General features: G+C 47.1%; 16 protein-coding genes. 7 read left to right on the forward strand and 9 right to left on the reverse strand.

The window, feature by feature from the left end:
* Nucleotides 1-29: 29 nt before the first annotated feature.
* From F905_RS01130 to sdsA, 3 genes are all read right to left on the reverse strand, one after another.
* Nucleotides 30-644, reverse strand: coding sequence for a phosphatase PAP2 family protein (locus F905_RS01130; protein WP_005176089.1), 615 nt, complete (start codon nucleotides 642-644; stop codon nucleotides 30-32).
* A gap of 152 nt (nucleotides 645-796) precedes the next feature.
* Nucleotides 797-2848, reverse strand: coding sequence for a site-specific recombinase (locus F905_RS01135; RefSeq protein WP_005176092.1), 2052 nt, complete (start codon nucleotides 2846-2848; stop codon nucleotides 797-799).
* An 18-nt stretch (nucleotides 2849-2866) separates the two neighbouring features.
* Nucleotides 2867-3844 carry an All-trans-nonaprenyl-diphosphate synthase gene (sdsA, locus tag F905_RS01140; RefSeq protein ID WP_005176094.1) on the reverse strand — a complete coding sequence of 326 codons (978 nt, stop codon included), beginning with the start codon at nucleotides 3842-3844 and terminating at the stop codon, nucleotides 2867-2869.
* Nucleotides 3845-4289: 445 nt separating this feature from the next.
* On the opposite strand from sdsA, the gene rplU reads away from it, so the two are divergent.
* The 7 genes from rplU to F905_RS01175 all read left to right on the forward strand — a co-directional run bounded on the left by rplU (nucleotide 4290) and on the right by F905_RS01175 (nucleotide 10732).
* Entirely contained in the window at nucleotides 4290-4601 is a 312-nt protein-coding gene (rplU, locus tag F905_RS01145) for a 50S ribosomal protein L21 (protein WP_005176105.1), read from the forward strand.
* Between the two features lie 19 nt (nucleotides 4602-4620).
* On the forward strand, nucleotides 4621-4872 hold the full coding sequence (gene rpmA / locus F905_RS01150) for a 50S ribosomal protein L27 (protein ID WP_005176106.1): 252 nt from the start codon (nucleotides 4621-4623) through the stop codon (nucleotides 4870-4872).
* 218 nt (nucleotides 4873-5090) lie between these two features.
* Nucleotides 5091-5783, forward strand: a complete 693-nt coding sequence (lolA, locus tag F905_RS01155) for an outer membrane lipoprotein periplasmic chaperone LolA (RefSeq protein ID WP_005176107.1) — start codon at nucleotides 5091-5093, stop codon at nucleotides 5781-5783.
* Nucleotides 5784-6365: 582 nt separating this feature from the next.
* Complete coding sequence (locus tag F905_RS01160) at nucleotides 6366-7217, forward strand: RsiV family protein (protein WP_005176108.1); 852 nt, start codon at nucleotides 6366-6368, stop codon at nucleotides 7215-7217.
* Between the two features lie 119 nt (nucleotides 7218-7336).
* Nucleotides 7337-8608 carry a serine--tRNA ligase gene (gene serS, locus F905_RS01165; protein ID WP_005176111.1) on the forward strand — a complete coding sequence of 424 codons (1272 nt, stop codon included), beginning with the start codon at nucleotides 7337-7339 and terminating at the stop codon, nucleotides 8606-8608.
* An 81-nt stretch (nucleotides 8609-8689) separates the two neighbouring features.
* Complete coding sequence (gene cysG / locus F905_RS01170; RefSeq protein WP_005176113.1) at nucleotides 8690-10072, forward strand: siroheme synthase CysG; 1383 nt, start codon at nucleotides 8690-8692, stop codon at nucleotides 10070-10072.
* 180 nt (nucleotides 10073-10252) lie between these two features.
* Nucleotides 10253-10732: a tRNA (cytidine(34)-2'-O)-methyltransferase gene (locus F905_RS01175; protein WP_005176117.1), complete on the forward strand. Its 480-nt coding sequence runs from the start codon at nucleotides 10253-10255 to the stop codon at nucleotides 10730-10732.
* A 157-nt stretch (nucleotides 10733-10889) separates the two neighbouring features.
* On the opposite strand, the gene F905_RS01180 is transcribed toward F905_RS01175, so the two are convergent.
* From F905_RS01180 to rpoD, 6 genes are all read right to left on the reverse strand, one after another.
* Nucleotides 10890-12287 (reverse strand): APC family permease, encoded by a 1398-nt coding sequence (locus tag F905_RS01180; protein WP_005176119.1) that lies wholly within the window; start codon nucleotides 12285-12287, stop codon nucleotides 10890-10892.
* Nucleotides 12288-12557: 270 nt separating this feature from the next.
* On the reverse strand, nucleotides 12558-13742 hold the full coding sequence (locus tag F905_RS01185; protein ID WP_005176121.1) for an iron-containing alcohol dehydrogenase: 1185 nt from the start codon (nucleotides 13740-13742) through the stop codon (nucleotides 12558-12560).
* A gap of 1 nt (nucleotide 13743) precedes the next feature.
* On the reverse strand, nucleotides 13744-14277 hold the full coding sequence (locus F905_RS01190; protein ID WP_005176124.1) for a hypothetical protein: 534 nt from the start codon (nucleotides 14275-14277) through the stop codon (nucleotides 13744-13746).
* Between the two features lie 81 nt (nucleotides 14278-14358).
* The gene (gene lipB, locus F905_RS01195) at nucleotides 14359-15018 is read right to left on the reverse strand and encodes a lipoyl(octanoyl) transferase LipB (protein WP_005176127.1); all 660 of its coding nucleotides are present in this window, start codon (nucleotides 15016-15018) and stop codon (nucleotides 14359-14361) included.
* Nucleotides 15019-15157: 139 nt separating this feature from the next.
* Complete coding sequence (locus tag F905_RS01200) at nucleotides 15158-15445, reverse strand: YbeD family protein (protein WP_005176130.1); 288 nt, start codon at nucleotides 15443-15445, stop codon at nucleotides 15158-15160.
* A 99-nt stretch (nucleotides 15446-15544) separates the two neighbouring features.
* The gene (gene rpoD, locus F905_RS01205) at nucleotides 15545-17431 is read right to left on the reverse strand and encodes an RNA polymerase sigma factor RpoD (RefSeq protein ID WP_005176132.1); all 1887 of its coding nucleotides are present in this window, start codon (nucleotides 17429-17431) and stop codon (nucleotides 15545-15547) included.
* Nucleotides 17432-17666 lie beyond the last annotated feature (235 nt).

Genomic DNA, 17666 nt, shown 5'->3' on the forward strand with positions numbered 1-17666 from the left:
TCTTCCACCTCAATTAGATTTTTATCTATCTAAAAATTATTCATTGGTTTGCGCTGGCTGTACTTGATCAAGATCAGATAGAGCAGCGTGATCCAGATAAAACTTATGCTCCAGCCTGACAGGACATCTGAGGGAAAATGTACGCCAAGATACACTCTTGAAATTCCCATCAGCAACATCCACATAACAGCACATATTACAATGGCTTTATGTGCGGGATGTTGCATTGACACATAAATTGCAAGACAGCCCAGCGTTGCGGCATAAAAACTATGTGCGCTGGGAAATGAGGCACCATAGCTATTGACCAGATGATACATTTCTGGCGGGCGCTCTCTTGCAATCAGATACTTGAGTATCCAGGCAGTGGCAAAACTCCCCATCAGTCCAATGCTGACCAGCACGATATTTGCATATTCCTTCTGCCTGGCCAGATACAGACACCAAAGACTGGATAAAAATAATACAAATGGCATGCCACCAACGACAGATAATCCCGTCATTAGTGAATTCAACATCTCGTTACGGTGCTGGCTGAACCAGTCTACAATTGCCGAATCAAGGGCAGTGAGCGCTGGAACATAAAGCATTAACACGCTGAAAAAACACAACAAACCACCGAGATAAAGCAAAAAATTAGGCATGCCGAAATCCTGGTTAGTTTAGCTGATCCGAGCGCAGTCCGGTAATGGATTAAAGTGTACTCGCCAGTACACTTCATTTCAAGCCTGTATAAATTATGCTAATTTCTTTTTCAATTCTTTTTAACACATGACAAAATAAATTAACAAATTCCTTAATGATGACCCTTGGCCGGGCCAGATTGTTCTTCAACTTCAACAGGTTGCTTCGGTGGCCAGAAAAAGTCACTGGGCCGGGTCAGGAAATGGGTCATGACCAGTTTGGCCAATGGCTTCCACTGTTCAAAACGTACCCGACGTGCGCGCAGGGCCACAATAATGGTGAGGGTAAAGCTGACAAATAAGTTGGTCAGGCCAATTAACAGTACACCCAGGAAAGACACAATAATCAGGCCAATTTCCGGACTACCGTTGACGTTCATCAAACCCTGAATAAAGTTGGCCGAGGCAAAGGCAATATGCCGGATATCTAAAGGCAGACCCAGAATATAACCAATTGTGCCCATACTGCCGAGCATGATCCCGAACAGGAAATTACCGGCCAGTGCGCCCAAGTTCCGTTCAATATAGGCGGCAAAACGGTCCAGCCGTTCCTGACTCATCCATTTTTTCAGTTTGGCATGCGCCTGTAGCCGTGGTCCGACTTTGCGATACACCGCCATATTATCGAAGTAACCAGCAATCAGGCCCGATAAAAACAGACACACACCGGCAATGGCTGCGTGTGGAATTGCCAGAGAGGTAAACGGATTCAGGTCATGCAGCATTTTGCTGGCTTTGGCATGGTTCATTAAAGGCTCATGCAACGCCGCATCCCACATAAAGGCAATTAGGGCGGCCACCGGAATGGCAATCGAGATATTGCCCAGAATGGCAATAAACTGGGTCCGGATAATATTGATAATCAGCGCGGCCAGCTCGGCAATTTGCGCCATTTTCGAGCCTTTGCGATGCTGTACGGTCGAAGCCAGTGCGGCAGCGGTCATCGCCGGCTGTTTGGTGGCCACAGTAAAGTGCAGCACATGAATCAGCATAAAGCCCAGCGAGTAGTTCATGCTGTTAATAAAGGCCTGCATCAGCGGCGCCAAGGTTAAACGTGCTGCCAGCACCTTAAGGGTGGCCATGGTGGCAATAATCACCCCGGCCCCGGCAGCCGATTTATACATTTCCAGAAAGCCGGCCTTGTCGGTACTTACATAATGTTCACCGGTTTTACTGGCATTTTCAGTCACCTGCAAGGCCATCAATTCACTGTTGGTAGCCAGCAGGGAGCGGACACTGCGTTCGCTATACAGCGCGGTGGTAATATCGACCAGTAGCTCGCCCATGGCGCTATAACGCACATCATCTTCTTCAACAATCAGGTTCAGCAGCAGTTCAATCCGGTCCAGACACTGTTCCAGTAAGGACAGCAAATAGGTCAGGCTGACACTGACCCCAATCCGTTTAGTGGCCCGGCGAATTTTATGGCTGACGTTACGGCACTGGTCAATCATTACCAGCGCCTGTGACGCATCTGGTGGAATTACCGCTTCAAATTTGTCGGCACTTTGATGCAGGTTTTTATACTGCACAATGAAATCGTTGATTTCACGGTTCTGCACTAAAAATGGTGATTCGTATTCGGTCAGTTCCGGATGGGCATTAATAAATTCCGGATATAAACCAATCCCGCTGACCCGATAGGACAGCACGGTAATGGCTTTAATGATTTCCTGACGAATCAGTTTTTTATCATCCTGATTACGATGGCCCTGATTCAGCAGGCGAAACAGCTGCTGCCACTGCTGATCTTCAATATCATCCAGCCAGTATTTATCACTGCGCTGATGGAAAATGCGGCGCAGCAAGTCCTGCAGCTGGCTCTGATCATTAATCAGCGGTAAAAAATGCGCCCCTAGGCGCTGAAACAGTTGGCTCCAGAAACCATCTAAAGACAGGATGCCGGTATCGGCATACAGGCTGGTCTGTTTGTACTGGCTGATTAAGCAGAGCACAAAACTTTGTAAGGTATTGGCGGCATTGGGCGTAATCAGCAGGGCATGTAAAAAGGCCTGAAACTTTTCTTGTATTTCTTCGCTATTTTCGGTGTTGGCTGGTCGAATACGGTTGACCAGCTCAATGAGCAGTTGCTCGTCAAGATCAGCGGGCGTGGTTTCCAGCTGATCCTGCATGTTCAGGAATAGGTCATAAAATTTTATATGCATAGGCAAGGATGAAGCTATTTATTGAATTCGGTGCAGGGCCAGCTTGGCCAGATTGACCAGGGCCTGACGATAGATTGTATCTGGCAAGGCATTTAAGGCCGCAATTGCGGCTTCGGTTTCTTCCGTGGCACGCTGCTGGCAATAATCCAGTGCACCAGAGGTCTGTACAATCTCGATAACCTGCGCCAGGTCGGAGGTTCCGCCCGTAGCAATACTGCGGCGGATAATTTCATGTTGCGCACCACTGGTATTTTTCAGGGCGGCAATTAAAGGCAAGGTCGGTTTACCTTCCATCAGGTCATCGCCGATATTTTTACCCAGGGTTTCGGCATCTGAGGTGTAATCCAGAATATCGTCAATGATCTGGAAGGCATTACCAAAATGGCCGGCAAAGACACGTAACGGTTCACGGTATTCCGGCTTGCCGGTTAAAATGGCGGCACCTTCGGTGGCCAGTTCAAACAGGCGCGAGGTTTTGCCGTGAATAATATCTAAATACGTCTGTTCGGTGGTGTCCGGTTGATGCTGTGATTGCAACTGTAGTACTTCACCTTCGGCAATTTCACAGGTACCGGTCGAGAAATCTTTCAGCAAGGTCATGTTGTTTAAATCGACCAGCAGGTCAAAGGCACGTGAAATCAGGAAGTCACCGACCAATACGGCGGTCTGGTTATTCCAGGTGGCATTGGCGGTTGGACGACCACGACGCAAGCCGGATTCATCGACCACATCATCATGCACCAGGGTTGCGGTATGCAGCATTTCAATAATCGCCGCCAGTCTGCGCGCCTGTTCCAGATCTTCTGCGCCGCAGGCTTTGGCCGCCAGTAAGCACATAATCGGACGCATACGTTTGCCGCCGGCTTCCACCACATGCTTGCTGACCGCCATAACCAGTGCGACTTTTGAGGTAATGCCTTCATTAATAAACTGATCCATCGCGGCAAAATCGGAAGCAACAGGCGCGAGAATATCTTGCTTAAAGTCGATGGTCATGTGAAGGAGAACCTCAATTGTGTCAAGTAACAACGATATAGTGTAACAATGAAAAACGTCTGGACAGGAAATCTGCAATCTGCGGTGCGGCCATTGTGATTGTCGTTATGAAGTACGAAGCAATGGTCTGCTTTCCTGTTCGTGCTGGCGCTGATGGCCTCCCGGTGACAGGCAGCGGTGATAGCATCAGCATGCTGGCGTTTTCGATTCTAACAAGCAATTTGATTAGATCAATGAAAAATGTAGGGTTTTGACCATTTTTGTTGCTTTTCGTTGCATGTTTATAAAATAAACAGCCGGCTGATGCAATATTTTGGCTAAATCTCTTGTTGTTTGCAGCGTTATCCCTTAAAATCTCTGCCCTTGTATAACCCCAGTGGCGTTCGTTTTAAGATCGGTATATCCCTTTACCGGCACGACGACACGGGCATGTTTGGAGTACATTATGTACGCAGTAATCCAAAGCGGTGGTAAACAGCACCGTGTAGTTGAGGGTGAAACCCTTAAAGTTGAATTATTGAAAGCTGAAACTGGCGCAACTATTACGTTTGATGACGTATTAATGCTTGTAAACGGTGATAGCATTCAAATCGGTGCTCCAGTTGTAGCTGGCGCTAAAGTAACTGCAGAAGTGGTTGGCCATGGCCGTCACGACAAAATCCGCATCATCAAAATGCGTCGTCGTAAGCACTACCGTAAGCAACAAGGTCACCGTCAATGGTTCACCGAGTTGAAAATTACTGGTATTTCAGGCTAATCACTAGGAGTAATGAGACATGGCATCTAAAAAAGCCGGTGGTTCTACTAAGAACGGTCGTGATTCGAATCCTAAGATGTTAGGTGTTAAAGTTTACGGTGGTCAAACTGTAACTGCAGGTAACATCATCGTTCGTCAACGTGGTACAGAATTCCACGCTGGTGCAAATGTAGGTATGGGCCGTGACCATACTTTATTTGCTACTGCTGACGGCGTAGTAAAATTCGAAGTGAAAGGTCAATTTGGCCGTCGCTACGTATCTGTTGAATAAGATTCAATAGAACAAAAACCCACAGTCTTCTGTGGGTTTTTTTATGCATGTCGCATCGGGAAAGAGAGCAACCCTGATCTTCATGATGATGGATAAAAAAGAACATTTGATATTAATAAACATACAAAACTTCTTATTTTCTCTAAATTTAGGCACTTTATTTGGTTTAAGATGAGTCCATGAATACATTGCGATATGCAACAATAAAAGGTGAATCTATGAAAATGCTTCGTCAAACCATGTGTGCTATGGCATTGGGTGCTGCAACGCTGGCACCAGTGATGAGTACGACTGTGTATGCTGCGCCTGTGGCAGCATCGGAGCAGCAAGCCACTGCCAATCTGGTCAAACAATTGAGTCATATTAAAAGTATGACCGCTAACTTTGAGCAGACCACCAAAACCAGCGGCAAAGCGCCTAAAAACAAGGGCCTGACTGCCCAGCATATGAATCAGGAATTTAAAGGCGTAATGAAAGTGGCGCGCCCGGGTAAATTCTATTGGGAAACCACCAGTCCGGCCAAACAGACCATTGTGACCTCAGGGAAAACAGTCTGGATTTATGACCCGGACTTGCAGCAGGCCGTGCGTCAAAACCTGGATGAGCAGGTTGCCAATACACCAGCACTGTTATTATCGGGCAATACCAACCAGATTATGCAGTCATACCGGGTGACCCAGCCGAACAAAGGCAAAACCTATTACACCCTGTATCCAAAAAGTGATGAAGGGGCTTTCCAGAGTCTGACCATCAGTTTCGGTGCCAACAAAGCACCAAGCCTGATGATTCTGGAAGATTCTTTAGGTCAAACCACCTATGTACGTTTTAACAATGTGAAGGTGAACCCGAACATTGCCAACTCGACCTTTAATTTCACCCCGCCAAAAGGCACAGATATTATTGATCAATAAGGGATGATGATCATTTCTTAAAAAAGATTTTATCTGTGAAAGCAAAAACATAGAGGAGCCATTTTAATGGCTCCTTTATTTTTAGGTGAATAATCGTCCAATGGTAGGATTGAACGGAAAGTCAATTGAGCGAGTTGAGCCATGCGGACATGCATGAAATGGCAATAAAAATTGCCCTCTCTGAAAATGGTTAAAAATTAACCAAAAATAAGGGTTAACCAGAATCACGGCTGATCTGTCTGCTTTTGCTCTGTGAAAGAATCCACAATTTCTGTGGATAAATCTTGGGATAATTTATTTTTCCCGTTGAATGGGCCGCAGATGCACGATTAGGGTGCAGTCAGGATTTGATTTTATTTTAAAATTATCATTATGAATTTTAATGGAATATTATAAATTTTGGTATGTACCGCTGCGGATGGTTTTTGGTTGATTTTTCATTTTTTATCGCAGGTTACAGAACTGCTCTAGGATCGAACAGCAGGAGTTTTATATAGTGGTAAATAGCTAAATTGAGCGTATACAACGCCTTTGCGGGGTGAAAACTGCTGAAAATTGCAGCATGAACATAGGGGAAATGCAATGCAACATCTGAAATCAAATCTGCTCACCACGACCATCGCACTGACCACGGCATTAATGTTAAGCGCCTGTCAGCCGAAGCAGGATGCCGCACCTCAGGTGGAGGCCGAGCAAAGTCAGACTCAGGCAGCTGCCATTCCCGTGATTCAGGCCAAAGTGGTGCCGGTGGAATTGAAACAGCAGCAGCGCTGTGATGAAGAGGGCTGTACCGAATACGATATTCAGACGGTCAATACCAATGTGCCGTGGATCAATGCGTATTTTATGCAGCGGATTAAAAAGGCTGACCCGATTGCATTTAGTGAAGATGCCGCTTCTACTGCGTCAGCATCGTCAGCATCGTCAGCATCGTCAGCATCGTCAGCATCGTCAGCATCGTCAGCATCAGAGGCCAATAGCACAGAGGAGCCTAACCGTCTTAGCCTGAGTTCTACCTATGTACGTTATATTGGCCAGCATGGCCGTCTGGCTACCTTTAGCATGCAAAGCTATAGTTATCCGGCCGGGGCGGCGCATGGTATGTATCATCAGGAATTTGTGACCTTTGATTTAAACAGCAAGAAACGTCTGGCCTTGCAGGATATTCTACTGCCGAATAGTGAAGCCAAACTAGTACAAGAACTGTTTAACCATAATTACAACTGGCTGAATGAGCACGACATCCAGCGTGACAAACTGCGACTGAGTGACAATTTCTATTATGGTGCCAATGGTCTGGTGTTTGTCTATCCATTGTATGAGCTGGCTTCCTATGCAGAAGGCATGCCGGAACTGGAGCTGCCGTATTATGCGGTGGACAAACTGATTAAAGCTGAATATCTGCCAAGTTTGCCGAAGTATCCGGCCCAGTAAATTGTGAAAAAACTGCGCCAGATTGCTGTAATAAGCCCCAGCCGTGAAGCGGATTACTGTATTTTTTAACCCGAAGCGCTTACACTATAGCCAGTTTTTTTCTTTACAAAAGATTGGCTATGATCGACCCGAAATTACTCAGAAATAATATTGAGGCTGTAAATTTAGCCTTGGCAAAACGTGGTGTGCAACTCAATGTAGAAGAATGGGCATCATTGGAAGCTCGCCGTAAAGAAATCCAGTCCAAAACGGAAGCTCTACAGGCCGAGCGTAATGCCGGTGCCAAACAGGTCGGTCAGATTAAAAAAGCCGGTGGTGATGCTTCAGAAATCATGGCACGTATGTCAGCCATTGGTGATGAAATTAAAGCAGCCGAAGTGGCTTTAAATGAATTACAGGCAGAAATTGAAACCAAATCACTGACTATTCCTAACCTGCCACATGAATCTGTGCCGGAAGGTAAAGATGAAGCCGATAACGTGGAAATCCTGACCTGGGGTACACCACGCGAATTTGATTTTGAAATCAAAGATCATACCGACTTAGGCGAATGGATGGGCGGTCTGGAGTTTGAAACTGCCACCAAACTGACCGGTTCTCGCTTTAGCGTTTTAAAAGGGCCATTGGCGCGTCTGCAACGTGCTTTAACCCAGTTTATGCTGGATACGCATACCCTGAAAAATGGCTATACCGAAGCCTATGTACCGTACCTGGTCAATGCCGATTCTTTACGTGGTACCGGTCAATTACCAAAATTTGAAGAAGACCTGTTTAAGCTGCAAGGTGAAAAAGAGTTCTATTTAATTCCAACCGCGGAAGTGCCAGTCACCAACTTTGTCCGTGACGAAATTATTGATGCGGACCGTTTACCGCTGAAATATGCTGCGCATACCCCATGTTTCCGCAGTGAAGCTGGTTCTTATGGTCGTGATACGCGTGGTTTAATCCGTCAGCACCAGTTTGATAAAGTAGAAATGGTGCAAATCGTTAAACCTGAAGATTCTATGCAGGCACTGGAAGAGTTGACCGGTCATGCAGAAGGCATTTTGCAGGCGCTGGGCTTGCCGTACCGTAAAATCATCCTGTGTGGTGGTGATATGGGCTTTGGTGCGACCAAAACCTATGACCTGGAAGTGTGGGTGCCAAGTCAAAATACCTATCGTGAAATTTCTTCGTGTTCCAACATGGGTGATTTCCAGGCGCGTCGTATGAAAGCGCGTTATCGTGCTGACCAGAAGAAAACTGAATTTGTACATACCTTGAATGGTTCAGGTCTGGCGGTTGGACGCACCTTATTGGCCGTGATGGAGAACTATCAGCGCGCGGATGGATCAATTGAATTGCCTGAAGTGCTACGTCCGTACATGGGTGGTGCAGAATATATCGACTAAATTCAGGTCGATGTACAGGATGCACCAATTTGTGCACAAAATTTGCTTAAGACAATCAGAACTAAATTACTGAGGTAGTGTGTGGATATTTTTCCAATCTCGTTAAAGTTGCAACAGCAACGCTGTCTGATTGTCGGTGGCGGCCATATTGCCTACCGTAAAGCCGGTTTACTGCAAAAAGCAGGCGCTATTATTGATGTGGTGGCGCCGGACATTGATGCCGCTTTACTGGAACTGGTCCAGCAGAGCCAGGGGCACTATGAGGCTGCTGCCTTCAATACTGAAATTCCGCTGCGCCAGTATCGTCTGGTGATCGCCGCCACTGATGATGCAGCAATCAACCGTCAGGTGTTTGAGGCCTGTGAAGCTGAAAATGTGCTGGTCAATAGTGTGGATGATCCGCCACATTGCCGCTTTATGGTGCCGGCTATTGTCGACCGTTCGCCTTTGCTGATTTCAGTGGCCACGAATGGTGCATCGCCGGTGTTGTCGCGCCAGATTCGCACCCAATTGGAAACCAGTATTCCGCATGGCATGGGCAAACTGGTGAGTTTTTCCGGTCAATGGCGTGCTGCGGTTAAGGCCAAAATCCAGAATCCGGATGAACGCCGGATTTTCTGGGAAAACCTGTATGCCAGTCCGCTCAAAGAGCAGGTTTTTAATGACAATCTGCAAGAAGCCAATCGTTTGATTGAACAGGCCTTGCAGGAATGGACCACGCCAAAAGGCGAAGTGTATCTGGTCGGTGCCGGTCCGGGTGATCCAGAACTGTTGACCTTAAAAGCACTACGCTTGATGCAGCAGGCCGATGTGGTGATTTACGACCGTCTGGTGTCTGATCCGATTATGGAGCTGTGCCGCCGCGATGCTGAAAAAATCTATGTCGGGAAGGCGCGCTCCAACCATGCTGTGCCACAAGAGGGCATTAATGCCTTGCTGGTCAAGTATGCGCAGGAAGGTAAACGTGTTTGTCGTTTAAAAGGCGGTGATCCGTTTATTTTTGGCCGTGGCGGTGAAGAAATTGAAGAGCTGTTTGCTGCAGGCGTGGCTTTTCAGGTGGTGCCGGGCATTACCGCAGCATCGGGCTGTTCAGCTTATGCCGGTATTCCTTTAACCCATCGCAACTATGCGCAAAGCGTACGTTTCCTGACCGGGCATTTAAAAGAAGGTTCACCGGAACTGCCGTGGAGCGAGCTGGTCTATGAAAACCAGACTCTGGTGCTGTATATGGGACTGGTGGGACTGGAAAAAATCTGCCAGAAACTGATTGCCCATGGCCAGCGTCCGGATATGCCAGTAGCCTTGGTGTCTAAAGGCACCACACCGGAGCAGAAAGTGGTGGTCGGGACTTTGGCGGATATTGCATCTAAAGTTACTGAACATCAAATTCAGGCACCCACTCTGACCATTATTGGTGAAGTGGTGAAGCTGCGCGAACAACTGCAATGGCATGAGCGAGGATAAAGCAACGCACTGCGTTGCCCGAGCGCAAGACGAAGGCTGCGCCTGTCAAGTGGCAGCTATGATGAATCATGGTTGCCGGAGATGCAAAAGGGCAATACTGCGTAGCGCTTTAACCCTGACAGCATCCTTGTCCCATCAAGAAAGTTTAATTGCTTAAATCAACCAGATAGTGAGTAAAAAGTGATCCACGTTGTGTTATATGAGCCTGAAATTCCTGCCAATACCGGTAATATTATCCGGCTTTGTGCCAATACCGGTGCTCAGTTACATCTGGTCAAGCCCCTGGGTTTTGAGCTGGATGATAAAAAGCTGAAACGTGCCGGTCTGGATTACCACGAATGGGCACGGATGCAACTGTGGGATTCAATTGAAGACTGTCTGGCCAATTTGGCCAGCAAAGGCATAGGCGTGGATGCGGTGTATCCATTAACCACCAAGGGTACAGAAACCCCGCATACTTCGGATTTAAACCGTCCTGTGGCCTTGTTGATGGGACCAGAAACCCGCGGTTTGCCTGAGCATGTGCGTTTGATGTTCCCACAAGAGCACTGGATTCGCTTGCCGATGGCAGAAAACTCCCGCAGTCTGAACCTGTCAAATGCCACAGCAGTTATTGTTTATGAAGCCTGGCGTCAGCAGGGTTTTCAGCCTTTAAGCTAGGGCAGACCATCAAGATGAATAAAAAAACCAAGATCACTGATCTTGGTTTTTTTATGATGAATTATTTTTCAGTGAGCAGGATCAAGCCGTCAAAACCTGACCTGAAACGTAGAAAAACAAAAAAAGGTGCCGAAGCACCTTTTTAAATGACTTAAACTTAGAGTTTATCGTCAAATTCATTGTGTTGTGGCGCAGGGTGTTTAAAGCCTTTGGTTTTATAACCCAGGTATAAAATACCGGCCATTGCCCACCATAAACCATATTTCAATGATGTTTCATCAACCTCGAGCCACAGTGCAAACACCGCGATAAAACCACAAAGCGGCACCACCACAAAGTTCAGAATATCTTTAACGTTGCGGGTACGTCCATCACGCAGCGCATAGCGTGAAATGACTGACAGATTGACGAAACTGAATGCAGTCAGGGCACCAAAGCTGATCAGGGAAATCACGAAATCCAGATCCATAAAGCCTGCAGTTAAGGCCACCGCACCGACAATCAGAATGTTATAAGACGGTGTGAAGTTACGTGGGCTGATATGACCAAAGATTTTCTTGTTGATCACGCCATCACGGCCCATCACGTACATCAAACGGGATACACCGGCATGTGCAGAAATACCCGAAGCCATCACCGTTACAATTGCGAAGGTCAGTACATAGGACTGGAACAGTGAACCACCCACCAGCATCAGAATTTCTGGCTGAGTTTCAGCAATATTCTTGAAGTAGCTGCCCGGTTCATTCGGGAAGTAAATCTGCATGAAGTAGGTGCTGACAATAAAGATGATCCCGGCAATTAACGCAGTCAGGAAAATCGCTTTTGGCAGGGTCTTTTCGGTATCTTTGGTTTCTTCTGCCAGCGAGCTTAAGGAGTCAAAACCGGTGAAGGAGAAGCACAGTAAGGTAGCACCGGTAATCAGCGCACCGACTGAGGTCAGCTCATTCCAGAACGGTTCCAGGCTCCAGAGCTGATAACGCTGTTCGGCACTAATCGGGCCATCGGCATTAAAACCGGCCTGCAGTTTGGTAAATACCATCCAGGTAAAGATCGCGATGACCAGAAGCTGGATAAATACGATCAGACTGTTGAAGTTGGCGACAAAACGCGCACCACGCAGGTTGATGCCGGTCATAAACGCGGTCAGTACAATGACCCAGACCCAATGATTAACATCCGGGAACAGCGCTTCCAGATAAATCACGGCCAGAATAATATTCACCATTGGCGACAGCAGGTAGTCGAGCCAGGATGACCAGCCCACCATAAAGCCAACATTGGGGTGAATGGATTTCTGCGCATAAGTATAGGCAGAACCCGAAGATGGGTAGCGGCGAATCATGTGACCATAGCTTAACGAGGTCAGCAAGATTGCAACCAAGGCAAAAATATACGAGGTGGGTACATGAAAATGACTTTCTTCCGATACTAAACCGAAAGTGTCAAATAAGGTCATTGGCTGAATATATGCTAAACCAATAATAATGATGTGCCAGAGCCCTAGCGTTTTTTGCAGTTTAGCTGCCGATTGAGTCCCAGAGATATTTGTCAACGGCGTTATCCTCTTAATCGTTGATCAAGGATCAGTCATGTTCCTAAGGATCGTTTGAGACGAACGATCCCCCCTATCAATAAAACAAAAGTCCGCCAATCTACTCCAAAATGGTTGCTTTTGTCAGTAACTTTTTCAGAAATTTTTAGCAGAAAATATGCCAATCATCTGAATAAATAAGAACTTTTTCTTGGGTATAGTAAAAGCCTGATGCTTAAAAAAACATCAGGCTTCTATAAATTTTGGCTATATTCGCCTATTTGCTGGAAATTACCAAGCCTTTTTTAAGATAGATTTCAAATCTTCCAGACTGGCTTCTTTCGGGTTGTAAATGATCGAGCCATCGTTCAGGGCTTTTTCGGCCACTTCATCCAGCTGCGCTTCTGTAACCTTGCCGGTTTCACTCAAGGTGCGTGGCAATTTGGTCATGGCATACAGACGGTCGCGCATGGTCAGCAGGGTAGCAATGGCTTTATCGGCACGCAGATGCGCCGGAGTCTGGGCATAAATATCCGGGCCGGCCAATGGCAGCAGCAGTTCGGCAATTTTGTCGCCATTGACATCTTTGTTGTATTCCAGCACATACGGCAAGAACAGGTTCATGCACAGTCCATGCGGCAGATGCGCCACTGCACCTAAGGCATGCCCGAGGGAATGCACCAGACCCACCATCGAATTGGAGAAGGCAATACCGGCCATGGTCGAAGCTTGTGCCAGTTCCAGACGGCCATAGGCATCGCTTGGATTATCCAGCACTTTAAACAGGTTATTGCTGATTTTCTTGATCGCGGCGGTGGCATAGGCATCCGAAATCGGATTCGAGGCCATGCAGCTATAGGCTTCAACCGCATGGGTCATGGCATCCATAGCTGTCATTGCCGTTAAATGCGGTGGCAGGGTCTGGGTCATGCGCGGGTCCAGAATCGCGGCATGCGGCATCAGGTAATAAGAGGCGAATGGCATTTTGACATTCTTTTCAGTATCTGACACCACCGCGACCATGGTGACTTCTGAACCGGTGCCTGAAGTGGTCGGAATCACGAAGAAGGGCTTTAATGGTTTTGGCAGGTTGTGCGCACCTGAATATTTCAGCAGGTCATCGCCGCCTTCCGTTACCAGAATATTGGTGGCTTTGGAGGTATCAATCACCGAACCACCACCGACAGCAATAATGGCATCACAGTTGTGGTCACGATACAGCTGCGCGGCTTTACGTACCGTGTCCAGACTTGAATCCTGTGGCACATCATCAAAAATATAGCCAATTTCAGCATCGGTTGATTCAAAAGCCGCTTCAACCGGGGCCAGCAGGTTGTTACCACGTACCCCTTTATCGGTAATGATCAGCGGGCGTTTCGCGCCTAAAGTCACCAATTCAAACGGAATGTGTTCCAGTGCGGCATTGCCGGCAATGACTTTGACTGGACAAAAAAATTCGTAATAAGGCTTCGCCATGTTATGCACTCCGTTGGAAATAGGACTGAGCCACTTTCAGGTAAATATGGGCAGCTCCGCTGAGTTTTTCTTTTAAGCTAAGTTCGGATGGGTATTGTTTGACAGCCAGCTCTGCCAGCAGTTTAGGCAAAATCAGGGCTTCCATTTTGTTCAGGCAACGCACCAGACGAATCGCATAAGACAGGTCACCATCGGCAATCATGCGGTCATGAGCAAAGGCCTGTGCCGTACTTTCCTGAAACGAGAACACCAAAAAGGCATGGGTTAGATGCTTGAAGGTAATGACCAGATCGGGTTTGCCATCCAGTTCAGGCAGCAGTTCGAGCTGATGATCTTCAGTCACCCGGGCAATGAACGCAGGTCCATTGGGAAACACTTTCATGGACAGGATAAAATTTGCGGGAAACTTTGCAACTTCCTGTTTTATTTCTTGATCGACCTGGCTTGCCATCACCAGACCTCTGCCAATCACATCCATCATGAGTTTGACATAGGCCTGTTGCAAAGCGGGCTTCACGGTTTTGCTTGAAATCACTCGCTGAGTCCCTTTGTTAACATCTATTATTGGGTTTAGAGTAAATACTCTAATTTATTTCTTATTCAAAAGTAAAGTCATTTAGGCTTGAATGGTTTGAACCTCACTAAAGTAACCACTGTGCTCTAAAGTTTCAATGATATCTCGGCATAAAGTTTCAAACGATGGATAATCTGGGACTAAATCCTGAATGCGCACCATTTCCAGACCAGCATACCCACAGGGGTTAATGGTTTGAAAACCACTCAAATCACAGTCAATATTCAGCGCTAGTCCATGGTAACTACGGCCTTTGCGGATTTTAAAGCCCAATGAGCCAATTTTACGCTCCGCGACATAGACACCCGGCGCATCTGCTTTGGCATAAGCTTCAATACCATATTTTTTGAGCAGCGCAATCATCAGGTTTTCGGCATACGATACCAGCGTGCGGACATTCCAGCCCAAACGGTTCAGGTCAAACAGGAAATACGCCACCAGCTGGCCCGGACCATGCCAGGTCACCTGTCCACCACGGTCGGTTTGTACCACCGGAATATGGCTGGGAATCAGAATATGTTCTGCCTTGCCGGCCTGACCTTGGGTCAGCACCTCATGATGCTGCAAAATCCAGAGCTCATCGGGGGTATTGGCATCACGCTGTTCAGTCAACTGCTTCATCTCTAAAAAGCGGTCTTGATACGGTGTTAATTGCGAATACTGACGGATAATGAGGGTCGGTTTTTGAAGCGCATCGGTCACAGGCTGCGTCCTTAAAAATGAAATCTGCTGATGTGAATTATAATGATTCAGAATAGGAATAGGAGTGTGCCTGCTTTAAATTACTGCGCTTGCACGGCACGCCATAAAAAAACACGCATGAAGCGTGTTTTTTTGAAACTTAAAGCGCGGTTTTAATCAGCGGGCAGGCAGCTAAATCGGCATAGACCGCATGCACCTGTTCCAGCTCCTCGAAACGCAGCTGTGCGGTAATCGAGTGGTATTTACCGGTACGCGACGGGGTCACGGTCATTTTGTCGCCATCAAAGTCCGGGAAGTGTTTCACGAAAATATCGTTCACCGCTTGACGCAGCTCTGCACCGGCCAGACCAATCAGTTTAATCGGGTAATCCATCGGAAAAACCCAAAGATGCTCTTGTAATTCACGAGAGGGAGTGCGGTCAATCATAATTACCTCAAAAGATTGAAAAACGCCTGCAAGGCGCAGGCGTTTTGGCATTGCTACTTAAATGGGGATGGATTGATCCCAATTCAAGCCGCTGCTGACTTAGTCGTTTTCCAGGAATGAACGCAGGTGTTCAGAGCGGGAAGGGTGACGTAATTTACGTAAGGCTTTGGCTTCAATCTGACGGATCCGTTCACGGGTCACATCAAACTGCTTACCGACTTCTTCCAGAGTATGATCGGTTGGCATATCAATACCAAAACGCATTTTCAGGACTTTGGCTTCACGTTCAGTCAGGTTTTCCAGCACTTCGCGTGTTGCTTCTTTTAAGCCTTCTGAAGTCGCTGCATCGACTGGAGAGGTGATGTTGCTGTCTTCAATAAAGTCACCCAAATGCGAATCTTCATCATCACCAATTGGCGTTTCCATGGAAATCGGTTCTTTGGCAATTTTCAGGACTTTACGTACCTTCACTTCGTCCATTTCCAGACGTTCACCGAGTTCTTCCGGTGTCGGTTCGCGGCCCATTTCCTGCAGCAACTGACGAGAAACACGGTTAATCTTGTTAATGGTTTCAATCATGTGTACCGGAATACGGATGGTACGTGCCTGATCGGCAATCGAACGTGTGATCGCCTGACGAATCCACCAAGTCGCATAAGTCGAGAACTTGTAACCACGACGGTATTCAAACTTGTCTACCGCTTTCATCAGACCGATGTTACCTTCCTGAATCAGATCCAGGAACTGCAAGCCGCGGTTGGTGTATTTCTTGGCAATCGAGATCACCAGACGCAAGTTGGCTTCGACCATTTCTTTCTTGGCGCGACGTGCTTTGGCTTCACCCACCGCCATACGTTTGGCAATGTCTTTAATGTCTTTAACATTCAGACCCAACTCTTTTTCGATGTCGGCAATTTTTTGCTGGAAGGCCAGTACGTCAGGACGCACTTTTTCCAGGTAGCCTTTCATCTCTGCAGGAGCTTTGGCAATCTGTTCGTCTAACCATGCCGGATTAGATTCCTGACCCGGGAAAGTCGTACGGAACTGGGTACGGTCCATACGGCCACGACGTACTGCATAACGCATTACTTCACGTTCTGCTGCACGAATCTGGTCATGCGTGCCACGAATCATTTCTGAAATAATATCAAACAGGCGCGGCGCAAATTTGAACATCATGAACACGCTGGCCAGAGCCTGTAACGCAGCTTCCGCTTCTTTGCTGTTACGGCCATGCTTTGCAATGACGTCTTTGGTGTTTTCCCAGGCTTCAGTCAGCTCGGCAAAACGTACTTTGGCAATTTCAGGGTCCGGACCAGAATCCGCTTCAGAATCATCATCCGATTCTGACTCTTCTTCTTCATCGTCGTCATCAAGTTTGACATCTTTGGTGCTCTTGCTGCTCGATTCTTCTTCATCGTCGAGCACGGCTTCATCTTCCAGCACTTCCGGAATTTCTTCATCGGTTTCAGGATCTAAGTAACCTGAAAGCAGATCGGCCAGGCGGCGTTCGCCATTTTCATAATCTTTGTATTCTTGTAGAACCACTTCAACGGCATTTGGCCAGTACGCAATTGAATGCAGCACATCACGGATGCCTTCTTCAATACGTTTCGCGATACTAATTTCGCCTTCTCGCGTTAACAGCTCAACGGTCCCCATTTCACGCATATACATACGCACAGGGTCCGTGGTACGGCCAGGCTCATTTTCTACAGAAGCCAGTACTGCCGCTGCTTCTTCTTCAGCGACTTCATCTGCAGCTTCTGTGGTGTCTTCGAACATCGCATCATCAGATTCAGGTGCACGTTCATGCACAGGAATGCCCACGTCCTGAAGCATCTGGATGATGTCTTCAATCTGTTCGCTTTCCGTGATTGAGTCTGGGAGATGATCGTTAACCTCGGCATAAGTTAGGTAACCTTGCTCTTTGCCTCGGCTAATCAGAGCCGCTACTTGCGAAGTAGGGGAAGTCATATCGCTCATCTTTGCTTACTCTTCGTTGAATCTGTGGCAGTGAAAAACCGTGCATGATAGCACAATTTGCTGTAAAAGTTTCTGATTTGATCAATCAAGCATGATTTTATAAAAATGTTTGAAAGCAAAACTGAATAGGAATATGGGGCATCTTGCCCGGTTTTCAAGTCTGGCATCCGTTTTGTCCGCGAAATATTCTTGTCATATGCTTTAAACTATACTTATTCAGATAAGGTCTTCATAA

It is taken from the genome of Acinetobacter sp. CIP 53.82 (assembly GCF_000369465.1).
Classification (GTDB): Bacteria; Pseudomonadota; Gammaproteobacteria; order Pseudomonadales; family Moraxellaceae; genus Acinetobacter; species Acinetobacter indicus.

What these genes read in the sequence shown, in the direction of transcription:
- lolA (WP_005176107.1), top strand. Translation starts at nt 5,091, where the DNA reads ATGAAAATGCTTCGTCAAACCATGTGTGCTATGGCATTGGGTGCTGCA.
- F905_RS01200 (WP_005176130.1), bottom strand. Translation starts at nt 15,445, where the DNA reads ATGATTGACCGCACTCCCTCTCGTGAATTACAAGAGCATCTTTGGGTT.
- F905_RS01135 (WP_005176092.1), bottom strand. Translation starts at nt 2,848, where the DNA reads ATGCATATAAAATTTTATGACCTATTCCTGAACATGCAGGATCAGCTG.
- F905_RS01130 (WP_005176089.1), bottom strand. Translation starts at nt 644, where the DNA reads ATGCCTAATTTTTTGCTTTATCTCGGTGGTTTGTTGTGTTTTTTCAGC.
- rplU (WP_005176105.1), top strand. Translation starts at nt 4,290, where the DNA reads ATGTACGCAGTAATCCAAAGCGGTGGTAAACAGCACCGTGTAGTTGAG.
- F905_RS01185 (WP_005176121.1), bottom strand. Translation starts at nt 13,742, where the DNA reads ATGGCGAAGCCTTATTACGAATTTTTTTGTCCAGTCAAAGTCATTGCC.
- sdsA (WP_005176094.1), bottom strand. Translation starts at nt 3,844, where the DNA reads ATGACCATCGACTTTAAGCAAGATATTCTCGCGCCTGTTGCTTCCGAT.
- serS (WP_005176111.1), top strand. Translation starts at nt 7,337, where the DNA reads ATGATCGACCCGAAATTACTCAGAAATAATATTGAGGCTGTAAATTTA.
- F905_RS01160 (WP_005176108.1), top strand. Translation starts at nt 6,366, where the DNA reads ATGCAACATCTGAAATCAAATCTGCTCACCACGACCATCGCACTGACC.
- rpmA (WP_005176106.1), top strand. Translation starts at nt 4,621, where the DNA reads ATGGCATCTAAAAAAGCCGGTGGTTCTACTAAGAACGGTCGTGATTCG.
- rpoD (WP_005176132.1), bottom strand. Translation starts at nt 17,431, where the DNA reads ATGAGCGATATGACTTCCCCTACTTCGCAAGTAGCGGCTCTGATTAGC.